General features: G+C 57.2%; 11 protein-coding genes. 2 read left to right on the top strand and 9 right to left on the bottom strand.

Features of this window, described 5'->3' with window-relative positions; all coding sequences use genetic code 11:
• Positions 1-49: 49 nt before the first annotated feature.
• From ACJ8J5_RS04755 to ACJ8J5_RS04745, 3 genes are read right to left on the bottom strand one after another with little or no spacing between them, the layout of a single operon-like run.
• The gene (locus ACJ8J5_RS04755; RefSeq protein ID WP_025303031.1) at positions 50-850 is read right to left on the bottom strand and encodes a GolD/DthD family dehydrogenase; all 801 of its coding nucleotides are present in this window, start codon (positions 848-850) and stop codon (positions 50-52) included.
• Positions 851-859: 9 nt separating this feature from the next.
• Positions 860-1,765, bottom strand: coding sequence for a transketolase family protein (locus tag ACJ8J5_RS04750; RefSeq protein WP_147823869.1), 906 nt, complete (start codon positions 1,763-1,765; stop codon positions 860-862).
• A gap of 2 nt (positions 1,766-1,767) precedes the next feature.
• The gene (locus ACJ8J5_RS04745; protein ID WP_060433173.1) at positions 1,768-2,571 is read right to left on the bottom strand and encodes a transketolase; all 804 of its coding nucleotides are present in this window, start codon (positions 2,569-2,571) and stop codon (positions 1,768-1,770) included.
• Between the two features lie 388 nt (positions 2,572-2,959).
• Here ACJ8J5_RS04745 and ACJ8J5_RS04740 point away from each other — a divergent pair, with 388 nt between their 5' ends.
• A complete protein-coding gene (locus ACJ8J5_RS04740) occupies positions 2,960-3,754 on the top strand; it encodes a DeoR/GlpR family DNA-binding transcription regulator (protein ID WP_025303034.1) in 795 nt (264 codons plus the stop codon).
• A 22-nt stretch (positions 3,755-3,776) separates the two neighbouring features.
• Here the strand turns inward: ACJ8J5_RS04740 and pgpB are convergent, their stop codons facing one another.
• The gene (pgpB, locus tag ACJ8J5_RS04735; RefSeq protein ID WP_197834986.1) at positions 3,777-4,538 is read right to left on the bottom strand and encodes a phosphatidylglycerophosphatase B; all 762 of its coding nucleotides are present in this window, start codon (positions 4,536-4,538) and stop codon (positions 3,777-3,779) included.
• Positions 4,539-4,817: 279 nt separating this feature from the next.
• Here pgpB and ribA point away from each other — a divergent pair, with 279 nt between their 5' ends.
• The gene (gene ribA, locus ACJ8J5_RS04730) at positions 4,818-5,411 is read left to right on the top strand and encodes a GTP cyclohydrolase II (protein WP_141968504.1); all 594 of its coding nucleotides are present in this window, start codon (positions 4,818-4,820) and stop codon (positions 5,409-5,411) included.
• 56 nt (positions 5,412-5,467) lie between these two features.
• Here the strand turns inward: ribA and acnA are convergent, their stop codons facing one another.
• The 5 genes from acnA to topA all read right to left on the bottom strand — a co-directional run bounded on the left by acnA (position 5,468) and on the right by topA (position 15,347).
• Positions 5,468-8,140, bottom strand: a complete 2,673-nt coding sequence (gene acnA / locus ACJ8J5_RS04725) for an aconitate hydratase AcnA (protein WP_414104447.1) — start codon at positions 8,138-8,140, stop codon at positions 5,468-5,470.
• 218 nt (positions 8,141-8,358) lie between these two features.
• On the bottom strand, positions 8,359-8,754 hold the full coding sequence (locus ACJ8J5_RS04720) for a hypothetical protein (protein WP_043142513.1): 396 nt from the start codon (positions 8,752-8,754) through the stop codon (positions 8,359-8,361).
• 17 nt (positions 8,755-8,771) lie between these two features.
• Positions 8,772-11,081: a type VI secretion system Vgr family protein gene (locus ACJ8J5_RS04715; protein WP_142590323.1), complete on the bottom strand. Its 2,310-nt coding sequence runs from the start codon at positions 11,079-11,081 to the stop codon at positions 8,772-8,774.
• A gap of 333 nt (positions 11,082-11,414) precedes the next feature.
• Positions 11,415-12,389, bottom strand: coding sequence for an HTH-type transcriptional regulator CysB (gene cysB / locus ACJ8J5_RS04710; RefSeq protein ID WP_004930690.1), 975 nt, complete (start codon positions 12,387-12,389; stop codon positions 11,415-11,417).
• A 360-nt stretch (positions 12,390-12,749) separates the two neighbouring features.
• Positions 12,750-15,347 carry a type I DNA topoisomerase gene (topA, locus tag ACJ8J5_RS04705; RefSeq protein WP_004930691.1) on the bottom strand — a complete coding sequence of 866 codons (2,598 nt, stop codon included), beginning with the start codon at positions 15,345-15,347 and terminating at the stop codon, positions 12,750-12,752.
• Positions 15,348-15,650 lie beyond the last annotated feature (303 nt).

Below are 15,650 nucleotides of genomic sequence, written 5' to 3'. Positions count from 1 at the left end.
ATCGTTGTGTTGAACATCGTCTGGTGTTGGCGATCGCTGCGGTTGCCGCTTACCAAATGGTAAAACCGCCGTCGATCATCAGGTCCGCGCCGGTAATCATGTCGCTGCCGTTGCTGGCAAAAAACAGGATCGCCGCCGCGATTTCATCGGTATAAGCAAAACGCCCCAGTGGGATCAGCTTTTTCATCGCCTCGCCCTTTTCGCCTCGCCAGGCTTTCTCTCCCATAGGCGTCAGCACCACGGTGGGCGATAACGTATTGACGGTGATGCCGTGCGGCGCCCACTCTTTGGCCATCACCTTGGTCATGCCCAGCAGCCCCGCCTTGGCGGAGGTGTAAGCACAGTGATCGTCAATGGCGATGGAGGCCGCCTGCGACGCGATATTGATGATTTTTCCGCCGTGACCGGCGGTTATCGCGCGGCGCGCCAGTTCTTGCGAACATAGAAAAGGTCCGGTGAGGTTGACCGCCAAATGGCGCTGCCACTCCTCAAGCGTGACCTCCGTCGCCGGCTGCAAATTAACGTAGCCGGCGCAGTTGACCAGGATATCGAGCCGGCCAAAGCGCCGCTCAGCCGCGTTGAAGGCGGCAGCCACCGAGTCGGGTTCGGTCACGTCGCACACCTGACAGAACACCTGTTCATCGCCCAACTCTCGCAGCGCTGCCGCGGCCTTGTCTTGTTCAAAGGCCGGATACATCAACACCAGGCGCGCGCCCTTTTCCAACAGCAGGCGATTGGCTGCCATCGCGATGCCGCCCAAACCGCCGGTGATTACCGCAACCTTCCCTGCCAGCGACATCCGGCTATCGACACCGTAGCGTAAATTAACGTCATATTCGTTCCGCTCCATCGCATCCCCCTATTGCGTTAACTGTGCGTGCAATCCTGCCGCATCGATGGCGTATTGCCGCCGCAGCGCCGCCCGGCTGCTGCTGTGGGTAAATTCGTAAGCCGGCATGCCCAGCGCGGTAAACGGCCGCGGCAGCTGATGCCGCAGCAACAATTCACCGATGATGGTGCCTAAACCACCGCTGAGCGCATGTTCCTCCATGGTCAGCACCCGGCGGTGCGAGCGCATTAGCGCCACTACCGCCGCCTCATTGAGTGGCCAGAGCGAAGGGAGAGAGACGATGGTCGGGTTGTCGCCCAATTCCAGTACCTTCATCGCCTCATGCGCTACCGTCCCGAGACAAAACACCAGGCTATCGGTCCCCTGGTGCAACACCTCCGGCTCTCCGGGACGGAAATGATAGTCCGCGTTCAATACCGGCAACTTGTCGCTGTCCATACGGATATAGGCTGGGCCGGGTTGTGCGATAACATAACGGACAATCTCTGCCGCTTGCCGCGCATCCGCAGGCGCATAGACGCAGAGATTGCCCAGCGTGCGGGCAATGGCGATATCGTTCATGCAATGGTGCGTCGCCCCCAGCGGCCCATAGCCGAATCCGGCATTCAGGCCGAGCATTTTCACGTTGGTCTCCGTGTAGCAAACATCGTTTTTCATCTGTTCGTTAGAACGAGCGAAAAGGAAAGGTGCCGCGTTGGCGGTAAAGACCGTGCGGCCGCTGAGCGCCATGCCGGCGGCCATGCCTACCATGTTCTGCTCGGCGATACCGACGTTCACCACCCGCTCCGGATAAGCCTGCTCAAAGGGCGCGATTTTCGACGTGGACGTGGAATCCGCCACCATCACGCTCAGATCCGCACCCGCCCGTTGCTGTTCGATCAACGCCGTTACCACCGCATCGCGTAAATCCTGCATGTTTACCCCTCCAGTTCCGCCAGCGCCTGCGCCAGCTGTTGTTCGTCCGGTACCGCGTGATGCCAGGCGGCAACGTTAGCCATAAACGACACGCCGTGCCCCTTTTCGGTATTGGCCAAAATCACTCGCGGCTTGTCCTGGCTCGGGCGTTGGATCGCCGCCACCAGCGCCGCCGGATCGTGGCCGTCACATTCCAGAGTTTCAAAGCCGAAAGCGCGCCATTTTTCCGCCAACGGTTCCAGCGGCATGATGGCCTCTGTCTTTCCCGCCAGCTGCAGCCGGTTGCGATCGACGATGGCAATCAGGTTATCCAGCTTAAATTTGCTGGCCGCCATCGCCGCCTCCCAATTGGAACCCTCTGCCAGTTCGCCGTCGCCCAGCAACACGAAAGCGCGGCGATGCGCACGCCCCGCCAGCTTGTTGCCCAGCGCCAGCCCCACGCCGATCGGCAGCCCATGCCCCAAACCGCCAGAGTTGATCTCCACCAGCTCCGGCAGCTTCTGCCGCACCGGATGCCCGGCCAACAAGGTGTCGTCGCCCATGAACTGATCGAGCACCGCAGGATCCAGCAAGCCCATCGCCGCGCAACTGCAGTAGAAACCGCCGGCGCCATGCCCTTTAGACAAAATGAACCGATCCTGATCGGGCCGGGCATTGCTGCGATCCATCACTGCCATATACAAAGTGCAGATGATGTCGATTTCCGACAGATCGGCGCCGGTATGACCCTTGCCTGCCTTATGGTTCATGGTCACCACATGTCGGCGCGCCTGGCGTGCCGTGTTTTTAATCGCTTGAAAGTCCATCGTCACCTCTACTTAAGCGCCTTGATTATCGTTATCGCATCAAAAGCGATCCGTTAACCCATCATTGATTTTCGAATGGAAATCATATGCAGCAAAAACGATAATTAATGTGGGCAAGATCAAATTTCAAGCAAAAGCGCTTACCAGACAACACTCATGCCGATAAAAACCAATAAATAACAACATGATAAAAATCACTCGGCTGCTTTGATTTAGTTTTCACCGTTGATTTCATCGGATACCAATGATTTTCGAATAAAAATCAATACTGCTTAACCGGGTTTATCCGTGGCTTTATCAATAATCGCGAGCTAAAATTCAGCGCATCAATAAGGAGTGGCCGTGGCAAACCGCGCGGCGGGAACTGACAGGTGCAGGAGTCTTTCGATTGAAAAGCAAAAGCGAACAGCTGGCGGAAATGCAGCAACGGCGCGAAAAGATCCTCGACATGATCCGCGAAGACGGCTCGGCGACGGTCAAAATGCTTACCGATACCTTCAAGCTGACCGAGGCGACCATTCGTACCGATCTGCGCGTCCTGCAGCAGCAAGGCTATGTGCAGCGCTTCCACGGTGGTGCAACTCTGGTTGATGGCAAGCAAAATACTCATGCCATGCTGCTGGAACGCCAGGTTAACCTGACCGCCAAAGATCGCATCGGCAAGCTCGCCGCCGGTTTTATCGAGCCCGGCGACACCATCATTCTTGATTCGGGCACCACCACCACGGCTATCGCCAATCACCTGAATCACATAAAGAAACTGTCCGTTATCACCACCGGCGTCAATATTGCACTGCAGCTGGGCGGCGAACCGGGCGTGAATATTTTGCTGACCGGGGGCTCATTCAAATTCCCCACGCTCTCCACCTCCGGGGACAAAGCCGCCAGCTTCTTCGAAAACGTGCTGGCGCAAAAGCTGTTCCTCGCGACGGCCTGCATCTCGCCCCGCCACGGGCTCAGTTTCCCAAGCGAAACCGACATCAAACTGAAAATGGCGATGATCAATGCAGCCAACACGGTGTATGTGGTGGCCGACTCAAGCAAGATCGATAAGGTTTCAATGTTTGCGCTGCCTTGTGACTGGCAGCATATCGACTATTTGATTACCGACAACGGAATTGGCGATTCCGCACTGCAGGCATTTGAAAAGGTAGGCGTTAAGGTCTTGGTGGCAGGCGCCTGAACGGCGCCTGTGAAAGAAGTGATTATTCCGGCTTGCGCGCCGCGATTTCCTGCTGCTCTTGCGGCGGCGGCGTCAGCGGACCGAACCAACGCTGCGCCAGCCAGCAGGTGATCACCACCAGCAACCAACTGATCAACGTGGCCATTGCCAGATCGCGCGGCCAGTGCATACCCAGCAGCAGACGGCTGCCCATCACACCCGTTGCCCACACCATCAGCAGCGCGACAGTTTTATAATGGCGGCGCGGCCACAGCAGCCCTACGCCCAACAGTGCCCAGGTGGCGGCGAACATCGTATGCCCCGACGGGAAAGCGAAGCCGGTTTCAAACTGCCAGTGCTTGCGCAGCCAGTTCGGCACCAGCGTCTGGTCTTGCAACTGCTCGCGCACCAGCACGCTGCGCTCTTTGCGGTGCAGCGAATAGAAATATTTTCCGTCCACACCGTGGGTTTGCTCCAGCCATACCACAAACGGTCGCGGTTCTTGCACCCGATCCTTGATCAACGATTTGACCCCCTGCCCAATCACCAACGCGGCGGAAAGCAGGATTGCCAGACCGATGGCCGCCTTCAACCGAAAGCGCAGGCACCACAAAAACCAGCCGCAAAGGATAGCGCTGGTCAGAATGCCCCACGGCGAGGTCACGGTTTCGGTCACCCAGTACAGCGCTTTGAGCAGCGGCTCGTTGCCGCCGGGCTGCCAGTGCCAGCCGGATGCCCATACTACCAGCGGCATCAACAGCAACAACAGCGCGCCGCCCGCCGTGCGTTTTGCTATCTCATACATTCTATTCTTCCTCTGCGTGAATCAGGCAGCAGTGTAACAAGAGTGCAATATTGATAACACGCGAAAAATTAAACAGATAGGCAACCTATCGCAGTAATAGGTGGCCAGAAAACGCCATCTGCTGGTTTGCTGAGCACCGCCCGGCAAGAAGTTGTGGCAAAATAGCCGATAATTAACGAAATAGAGATCGGCGTAGCACGTTTTAGTCTTGGTCAATTTACCGAACCGGACTTAGGATGCGCGACAATGATTGAATCGTAGTTTTTTGTGGAGAATGACATGCAGCTTAAACGGGTGGCAGAGGCTAAACTGCCGACACCTTGGGGCGATTTCCTGATGGTAGGATTCGAAGAACTGGCGACCGGGCATGACCATCTGGCGCTGGTATTCGGTGATATTTCCGGCGAAACGCCGGTGCTCGCACGCGTGCATTCCGAATGTCTGACCGGCGATGCCCTGTTCAGCCTGCGCTGCGACTGCGGTTTTCAACTGGAAGCCGCGCTGGAGCAGATTGCCGAAGAAGGCCGTGGCATCCTGCTTTATCATCGCCAGGAGGGCCGCAATATCGGCCTGTTGAACAAGATCCGCGCCTATGCCCTGCAGGATAAGGGCGCAGACACCGTGGAAGCCAACCACCAGCTCGGCTTTGCCGCCGACGAGCGCGACTTCACCCTGTGCGCCGACATGTTCAAACTGCTGGGCGTCGACGCGGTGCGTTTGCTGACCAACAACCCGAAAAAGGTCGAGATCCTGACCGAAGCCGGCATCAACATCAGCGAGCGCGTGCCGCTGATCGTCGGCCGCAACCCGAAGAACGAACACTATCTGGCGACCAAGGCCGCCAAAATGGGCCATTTGCTCGATCAGAAGTGATCGCCGCCGCGGCGGAAACAATCAGGGCGCCTTGCGGCGCCCTTTTTATTGCCTAATTACAGCATTTTCCTGATCACATAGTGCAGGATGCCGTCGTTTTCGTAGTAGGTCAGCTCATTGCCGGTATCGATGCGGCAACGGGTGTCGATCACGTCCTTGCGCCCGTCGGCATAGGTGATATGCACCGGCACCGTCTGGCCCGGCTGCAGCTGCTGCAGGCCGCCGACGCTAATCTGCTCATCCCCGGTCAGCCCCAGGGTTTTGCGCGTCACCCCTTGCGGGAACTCCAGCGGCAAAATCCCCATGCCAATCAGGTTGGAGCGGTGAATGCGCTCGAAGGATTCGGCTATCACCACCCGCACGCCCAGCAGGCGCGGCCCCTTCGCCGCCCAGTCGCGGCTGGAGCCGGAACCGTACTCTTTACCGGCGATCACCGCCAGCGGCACTTTCTCCTGCTGGTACTGCATGGCGGCGTCGTAGATAGACAGCTGCTGCTGCGACGGAATATGGCGGGTATAGCCGCCTTCGACGCCCGGTACCATTTCGTTGCGAATGCGGATGTTGGCGAAGGTGCCGCGCATCATCACTTCGTGGTTGCCGCGGCGTGAACCGTAGGAGTTAAAATCCTGCGGCGCCACGCCGTGCTCGCTCAAGTAGCGCCCCGCCGGGCTGTCGCGCTTGATGTTACCCGCCGGCGAGATGTGGTCGGTGGTCACCGAGTCGGCCAGAATCGCCAGAATGCGCGCGTCCTTGATGTCCTGCACCGGATCCGGCTTCACCTTCATGGTGCTGAAGAACGGAGGATGGCGGATATAGGTAGAATCCTCCTGCCATTGATAGGTCGCCGAACCGGTCACCTGGATCGCCTGCCAGTTGGCGTCGCCGTCGAACACTTCGCCGTATTCCTTGTGGAACATCTCGGTGCGCACTTCTTCCACCGCCTGAGCGATGTCCTGGCTGCTCGGCCAGATGTCCTTCAAATAGACCGGCTGACCGTCATTACCCTCGCCCAGCGGCTCTTTGGTCAGATCGATCTTCATGCTGCCCGCCAGCGCATAAGCCACTACCAGCGGCGGCGAGGCCAGCCAGTTGGTTTTCACCAGCGGGTGGATGCGCCCTTCGAAGTTACGGTTGCCCGACAGCACCGCGCCCACGGTCAGATCGCCCTCTTTGATCGCCTGCTCGATGGGATCCGGCAGCGGCCCGGAGTTGCCGATACAGGTGGTACAGCCATATCCCACCAGGTTGAACCCCAGTTCTTCCAGATAGGCGGTGAGTTTGGCACTGTCAAAGTAGTCGGTCACCACTTTGGAACCCGGCGCCAGCGAGGTTTTTACCCAGGGTTTGCTGCGTAGCCCTTTCTTGACGGCGTTTTTCGCCAGCAGGCCGGCCGCCATCATGACGCTCGGGTTGGAGGTGTTGGTGCAGGAGGTGATCGCCGCGATCACTACCGCGCCGTCGCGCAGTTCGTGCTGCTGCCCGTCCAGCGTAAAGGTTTTGCTGTCTGTCTTGGCCTTGTGGCCGCCGATATCCAGCTCGGTCGCGGCCGTGAACGCCTGCGGCACATTCGGCAGCGCGACGCGATCCTGCGGGCGTTTCGGCCCGGCGAGGCTGGCTTCCACCGTCGACATATCCAGCGCCAGCGAGCTGGTGAAGACCGGCTCATCCCCCGGATTGCGCCACATGCCCTGCGCTTTGACGTAGGCTTCCACCAGCGCGATTTGTTCGGCGCTGCGGCCGCTGAGCTTCATATAGCCGAGCGTAACGTCATCCACCGGGAAGAAACCGCAGGTGGCGCCGAACTCCGGCGACATGTTGGCGATGGTTGCCCGGTCCGCCAGCGGCAGATCGTCCAGCCCATCGCCGTAAAACTCGACGAACTTGCCGACCACGCCGTGCTTGCGCAGCATTTGAGTCACCGTCAGCACCAGGTCAGTGGCGGTAATGCCCTCGCGGAGCTTGCCGGTCAGCTTGAAGCCGACCACGTCCGGGATCAGCATCGACACCGGCTGGCCCAGCATCGCCGCTTCCGCTTCGATGCCGCCGACGCCCCAGCCGAGGATACCCAGGCCGTTGATCATGGTGGTGTGGGAATCGGTGCCCACCAGCGTATCCGGATAAGCCACGCGGCGGCCGCTTTCGTCGCTGTGCCAGACCGTTTGGCCGAGGTATTCGAGGTTGACCTGGTGGCAGATGCCGGTGCCCGGTGGCACCACGCGGAAGCGGTTGAAGGCTTTCTGCCCCCAGCGCAGGAAGGTGTAGCGCTCGTGGTTGCGCTGCATTTCGATACGCACGTTGTCTTCGAAGGCGTTATCGTCGCCAAATTCATCGACGGTGACCGAGTGGTCAATCACCAGGTCCACCGGCGACAGCGGATTCACCTGGTCGACGTTGCCGCCCAGTCGCCGCACCGCTTCGCGCATCGCGGCCAGATCCACCACCGCCGGAACGCCGGTAAAATCCTGCATCAGCACGCGCGCCGGACGATAGGCGATCTCACGGTCAGCATGGCCGGTTTGCAGCCAGGCGACGATGGCCTTGAGGTCGTCAACCTGCACGGTGTCACCATCCACATGGCGCAGCAGGTTTTCCAACAGCACTTTCATTGATTTCGGCAACCGGTCGATATCACCCAGCTGCTTCGCCGCCAGCGGCAGACTGTAGTAGTAATATTCGCTATTCAGCGCAACCAGCTTATCCAGACTTGTTTCACGAAGATCGGACGACATAGCTCCTCCATTTCTTATTGTGACTAAAACAGGGTAATCAGTGAGGTCTTGTTTAAAGATACCACAAAGATAAGTTAACGTTTTGATAACAACACGATTTGATCACAACGATAGGTGGGAACAATCAGCGGGAAGGAAGTGCGAGCCCAGCCAAGGGGTTAGGCAATACGCCAACAAAAACGCCGCAACGATGCGGCGCTTTGGCAGGGAAAGGTTAGCTACAACAGCTCAGCGGGGAAATCCATCTCCACAACCGCCAGCTGATTCTTACGCCCCTTCTTTACCTTGATGTCCATCCCTTTGCGCAGTAGATGCATCTGGCCTGGTTGAACCAGGGCCTTGGCAGTGTGGAGTCGGGTGTCGCCCGGGAGATAAAAATCAACGTCAAAGAAAAAGTCATTGCCATATCGAGTGTTGGTTTGCCGACAGGATTCGAGGTGTGAGGCGATAATTTCACCTTGCCAGCTGTCCTTGTTGAGATAGTTTTTAACTGCAGACATCTCGGTCGAGTTACCGCCGTTGTTTTTAAAAATACAGTAAAAGAAAATGCCCATCACGACAGGGGTGGCGATCCCCGCATACAGGAAGTACTTCGACATATCAGCCAGAGACATAAGCGTGCTGCTCCATTTTATGTAATTATAAACAACGAGTTATTCGTTACATTCAGCGTTCTGTTGCTGATATTGGTCACCTCGACATTCACCACCACCCCGTTCGTTTCCGTTTTGAACGCCGTCTTTGAAAACTCTTTCAGCTTATAAGAATTGGATAGCCCCGTCAGGCCGTTGGACACGCCAACGATGCTGCTGGCTATCGCCGATGCCGATACGCTATTACCGGTAATGCTTTCACTGAAGGCTGTCACGGTCAGGCTGTGCAGCTTGGGATTGAACACGGACTCCGGCGCTTCGAGGCTGATCTTTTCGCCGCTGACAATTTTTATCTGATGCGGGCTGTAAATCGTAATGGTTCCCGCGTTGACGTTTTGCGTCCAGTCGCCGCTATTGATATTGGTGGTAACGCCGTCTTTGATCGTTTCGTTGACGCCGCCCTTGATCTCGCTGGTAACGCCCCCCGTGATGTTCTCTTTATGGCCGCCAGCGCCGATCGTAACGTCCCGCCCTTTATCCAGGGTCTCAGTCAGTTTGCCGGAGACATGGTGGCTTTCATTCCCGTCGATATCGCTGGTACGGTCGCCTTTGATCGTTACCTTGTCACCGCCGTCCTTAATGTCGAACGTCCGCCCTGCCTTGATCTCCGTAGCGACACCGCCATTAAAATAGCCGGTTTCTTTTTTATCCACCGTGGTGGTGCGCTGGCTCTTGTAATGGAAGGTGGCATTGCCCGTCACTTCGTCTTGCTGTTGCTTGAGGATAGTTGTCGACCGGTTACCATCAATATTGACCTGCTGGTCATTTTCCACCGAAACCTTCATATCCTTTTCGGAGTGCAGTTCCACGGCCTCGCTGCCCACCTTATCTTCGAAAAAAAGATAGCTGGCGTTGTCCCGGCTTCCGTCCTTACTGCGAGTCATAAAACCCATTTGCGTAGCCGCCGCCGGCAACACCCACGGCGGCATGCTCGCTTCATTGTAGACGCGCCCGGTGACAATCGGCCGATCCGGATCGCCATTAATAAAGTCCACCACCACTTCATCACCGACGCGCGGTATCTGTACCGAACCGAACCCTTGCCCCGCCCAGGCACTCGAGACCCTCACCCAGCACGAACTGGTATCATCCCCTTTGGCGCGGCGATCCCAGTGAAACTTCACTTTTATCCGGCCGTATTTGTCCGTCCAGATATTCTCGCCGACGGGCCCCACCACCTTGGCCGTTTGCGGGCCATAGGTGCGCGGCCACGGCGTCACCGTCATCGGACGAAAGACGGTAGCAGCCGGGATAACCGTAAAGTCGATGCGATGAATCGTCTCTCCTTCTTCGCCGCTGGCGTAGCGGTTCTCGGAGAACGTGTAATCGGCGGCCGTCGTCAGGTATTCGCCGTTATCGCTGAAAAACGGGGCGTTGATCAGGGTAAAGGTATAGCCCGGCGCGATTCCGATCGCCGTTGCTGTGCCATGTACCTGCTGATGTTCCACCTGCCAGCGTTCCTGGCGCACGCGTGCGTAGAATTCTCCATCGGCGTGCTCGACATAGCGGCCCGGCCAATCGTAGACGTCGATGCTGCCCGGCATCGGCGAGGCCGGGTTTTGGCGAGCCTGGAACAGCCAGGCGTTCGGTTTGCGAAAGTCATAGTCGTCCAAACCGTAAATGCCCGGCGTTACGCTGTCTTCCGGTGCCCATTGGCCGATGCCCTGCTCGAGGGTGCTGCCGCCAGACGGAGTCTGATGGTAAGGAATCGTCTCGTAGCCGCTAAACGGCTGATACTGCCCTGCCGCATCCGTCAGCACCAGCGTGTGGCGGCCCGCCTCATGGCGAAAATGGTAAACAATACCCTCCAGCTCCATGAGGCGGCTGATAAAATCGAGACTGCTCTCCTGATACTGAACACAGTAATCCCACACCCGATAGCGACCGGTGAGTTTATCCTCTACGTTAACCTGATATTCGCTGAGCAAAGCATGCACCGTTTGCGGCACCGTCTGGCCCTGGAAGATGCGCAGATTGCGATCCCGCTTCATCGGCCATAGATCCGATTCCACCGTCAGCGTATACACAGCATAACGCGTGCCACTTAATTCGACGGCACTGACGGCAACGCGGGTCACTTTGCCATTGATATGGCGATCCGCTGACAGCAGTCCCGTCGGTAGATTCACCGTGACCGGTTGCCCCAACAGCTCGCTGCGATTAATGCGGGCATCCCGGCCCAGCAAGGTCAGCGTAAGCGCAAACGGCTCGGACAAGGCCTCACGGCCCGCCAGCTTCCAAAAAAGCAGGCCCTCAACGGGCAATTGAACAGAGATACGGCTGGTCATGAGATAAGCGGCTCCGCTGGCAATTGGTTAGCATTACTTTAACTTCCGAGAGAAAAAAAACTCTTTGCCAGAACAAAAACACTTTGTTTTCAGATGATTCCTAACAAGGAAGACATAAGCTGTCTTAAGGCAGAATGGGCGTTATTCAGAAACTTAGTGGAAATGACAGAGGGAGTCGGTCTGACGTTAAAGCGCCATTACGCGTTCCCCCAACCAAGATTGGATTAGCGCAGCTTGCGAATGGGGTGTGTTATGGCGCAGGGTTTTACGCATAAAAAACCCGGAGAGGCGCAGGCCTGTCCGGGTGTTGTTTGATGTCGTCAACGCTGGCGGCTATTTAATCGGCAGCTTGATGTCCTTGAACATCGCTTCAATCTCTTCGTTGGAACGCAACGCCACCGCGCTGTCGACCACGTCGCGCGTCAGGTGCGGCGCGAAGCGCTGAATAAAGTCGTACATGTAGCTGCGCAGGAAGGTGCTGCGGCGGAAGCCGATCTTGGTGGTGCTGTAGGTGAAGATATCGCGCGCATCCACCGTCACCAGATCCGGATCCTGCACCGGATCCACCGCCATGCTGGCGATCACCCCCACCCCCAGTCCCAGACGCACATAGGTTTTGATCACGTCGGCGTCGGTGGCGGTAAAGACGATGCGCGGCGTCAGGCCGGCGCGGTTGAAGGCGGTGTCCAGCTCCGAGCGGCCGGTAAAGCCGAAGGTGTAAGTGACGATCGGGTAAGCCGCCAGTTCTTCAATGCTGATGCTGCTTTTGCCCGCCAAAGGATGATCGGGCTTCACCACCACCGCACGGTTCCAGTGGTAGCACGGCAGCATGATGAGATCGTCGTACAGGTGCAGCGCTTCGGTGGCGATGGCGAAATCGGCGGTGCCCTTGGAGACCGCTTCGGCGATCTGCGTCGGCGACCCCTGGTGCATGTGCAGCGAGACGCGCGGGTAACGCTCGATAAAGCCCTTGATCACGTTGGGCAAGGCGTAGCGAGCCTGCGTATGCGTGGTGGCGACGTACAGCGAGCCTTTGTCCGGGTAAGTGTGTTCACCGGCAACGGCTTTGATGGCGTCCACTTTGGACAATACTTCACGCGCGATGCGAATGATTTCCTGGCCGGCGGGGGTGACCTGGGTCAGGTGCTTGCCGCTACGGGCGAAAATCTGGATGCCCAGCTCATCTTCGAGCATGCGCACCTGTTTACTGATGCCGGGTTGCGAGGTATAGAGCCCTTCTGCCGTCGAGGAGACATTCAGGTTGTGGTTAACCACTTCCACAATGTAACGAAGCTGCTGCAATTTCATATCTTATACCATCCTAGGTTAAACACTGCGGCTTACCCGCAGCCAGGTATATCGGTGTCGCCCCGGTATGCTGAAACTCACAAGCCATAAACACCGTGTTCTACCCTGATGGTGAAGAAAGCGCCGTTGTTAATAAGCTTTAATAATAAAAAAACTTTTTATATAACCACTATACCACGTTGCAGCTTCAAGTATAGATCCGCGTCACACTATGATAACGATTATTTTGCATTGGTATCAACGTGAAACGGCGGTGTCGGAGGGATAAAAACAGCAAAGGATAGATCCGTTTGCCCCTTTTCACCAATAAAAAACCAGCCGCCAGGGCTGGTTTTTCATCTTGCAGGCAGGACATCAGCCTTACTTCTTGCCTTCAACCCACTTGCCGTCCACGTAGAACGCAGACCAACCGGTCGCCTTGCCGTCTTTTTCAGAGGAGACGTACTGCTGCTTGGTTTTACGGCTGAAACGCACCAGCGTTTTATTGCCTTCGGCATCCGCGACCGGCGCATCGGCCAGATAACGCAGTTTCTCCGGCAGACGATCCTTGAAGCGAGCCAGCTCTTCCACCAGCGGCGCACGGGTTTCGCGCGATTTAGGGAAGGTATTGGCCGCCAGGAACACGCCAGCAGCGCCGTCACGCAGCACGAAATAGGCGTCGGACTTCTCGCACGGCAGCTCTGGCAACGGTACCGGATCTTCCTTCGGCGGCGCGACATCGCCGTTACGCAGGATCTTACGGGTGTTTTTGCAGTTCTCGTTGGTGCAGCCCATGTACTTGCCGAAGCGCCCCATTTTCAGGTGCATTTCCGAGCCGCATTTGTCGCACTCCACCACCGGGCCGTCATAGCCTTTCAGACGGAACTCGCCCTCTTCGATCTCATAACCGTCACACGCCGGGTTGTTACCGCAGACGTGCAGCTTACGCTGGTTGTCGATCAGATAGCTGTCCATCGCCGTACCGCATTTCTGGCAGCGGCGGCGTGCGCGCAGCGCGTTGGTTTCCGCGTCGTCGCCTTCGAGGATGTTGAGCACTTCCGCTTCAGGCACCAGGTTGATGGTGGTTTTGCAACGCTCCTTCGGCGGCAGCGCGTAGCCGGAACAGCCGAGGAACACACCGGTGCTGGCGGTACGGATGCCCATCTTGCGGCCGCAGGTCGGGCAGTCAATGCTGGTCATCACCATCTGGTTAGGCCGCATGCCGCCTTCTTCCGGATCCTTCTCCGCCGTTTCCAGCTGCTCGCTGAAGTCGACGAAGAATTCGTCCAACACCGCTTTCCACTCGGCCTGGTTGTTGGCGACCTCATCAAGGCCGTCTTCCATGCGCGCGGTGAAGTCATAGTTCATCAGCTCGCGGAAGTTCTCTTCCAGGCGATCGGTGACGATCTCGCCCATTTTCTCGGCATAGAAGCGGCGGCTTTCCACCCGCACATAACCGCGATCCTGAATGGTCGAGATGATGGAGGCGTAGGTGGACGGACGGCCGATACCGCGTTTTTCCAGCTCTTTCACCAGTGAGGCTTCGCTGTAGCGCGCCGGCGGCTTGGTGAAGTGCTGGCTTGGGATCAGTTTCTGCAGATCAAGTTCGCTGCCGATTTCGACGTATGGCAGAGTGCGATCTTCATCGCCCTTGCGCAGCGCCGGCATCACCTTGGTCCAGCCGTCAAAGCGCAGCGTACGGCCCTTGGCGCGCAGTTGATAATCGCCGGCTTTCACCGTCAGCGTGGTGGAATCGTATTGCGCCGGTGTCATCTGGCAGGCAACGAACTGGCGCCAGATCAGCTGATACAGCTTCTGCGCGTCCGCCTCCATGTCTTTCAACTGCTCGGCGAGCACGTTCACGTCCGAAGGACGGATCGCTTCGTGCGCTTCCTGCGAATTCTCTTTGCTGCTGTACTGATTCGGCGCCTTCGGCAGGTATTTGTCGCCGAAGTTGTCACCGATATAGCCACGCACCATGTTGAGCGCATCCTGGCTCAGGTTGGTGGAATCGGTACGCATATAGGTGATGTGGCCGGCTTCATACAGCCGTTGCGCCATCATCATGGTTTTCTTCACGCCGAAGCTCAGGCGGGTACTGGCGGCCTGTTGCAGCGTGGAGGTAATGAAAGGCGCGCCCGGCTTGCTGCTGGTCGGTTTATCTTCGCGATCCAGCACCGTATAACGGGCTTTTTCCAGCAGCTTGACCGCGGCGTGAGTCTGCTCGCGGTTGACCGGCTTGAACGGTTTGTCGTGCGCATGGGTCACTTCCATCTGCAGCGCGGTTTCACCCTTCGCCAGCAGATCGGCATGCAGCTCCCAATACTCTTCCGGCACGAACGCCTTGATGTCTCGTTCGCGCTCAACCACCAGACGCACCGCCACCGACTGCACGCGGCCGGCGGACAGGCCGCGGGCGATTTTCTTCCACAGCAGCGGCGAGACCATATAGCCCACCACACGGTCCATAAACCGACGTGCCTGCTGCGCGTTGACGCGGTCAATGTTCAGCTCGCCCGGCTGTTTGAACGCCTGTTGGATTGCGTTTTTGGTGATTTCGTTAAACACCACGCGGCTAAAGCGTTTGTCATCCCCACCGATCACTTCCCGCAGGTGCCAGGCGATGGCTTCCCCTTCGCGGTCAAGGTCGGTTGCGAGATAAATGTGGTCGGCGTTTTCCGCCAACGATTTTAACTCGGCGACCACTTTTTCTTTACCCGGCAGGATTTCATAATGCGCTTTCCAGCCGTGGTAAGGGTCGACGCCCATGCGATTTACCAGCGCCGCCTTCTCATCTTTTTTAACTTTTTTCTTGGCTTTGTCTTCGGTTGAGTCAGCGCTCTTTTTGCTGGCTGAGCCACTGGTCGGCAAATCACGGATATGACCGACGCTGGACTTCACCACGTAGTCACTTCCTAAATATTTATTAATAGTTTTGGCTTTTGCCGGGGACTCAACTATTACGAGAGCTTTACCCATATTTACCTTTACCTAATTTATTTCTTCTAAAAAGAAGTCTTTTATCTCGCCGTGCCGCGGCAATTCGTGTCTCTTTTTTTATATTGCGGCAGTCTGGCAAGAGATCAACAGATTTTTTTCTTTTGGTTGCCCAATTGCTCAACCTGAACGCAAGTTGTTGATCCTGCCTGCTATTCACCCATGCCCCAGAAGTATGGCTGTGTGAGTTTTATTCATGGCGTAAACAAAACCTTCCACCCGACGCCGCAAAATCCCACACTGTACCTGATAAAAAGCGTCACGCAACCTAATTAGCACGGAAAG

It is taken from the genome of Serratia sp. CY43202 (assembly GCF_052168755.1).
Classification (GTDB): Bacteria; Pseudomonadota; Gammaproteobacteria; order Enterobacterales; family Enterobacteriaceae; genus Serratia; species Serratia bockelmannii.
This window is presented reverse-complemented; position numbering and strand designations above follow the sequence as displayed.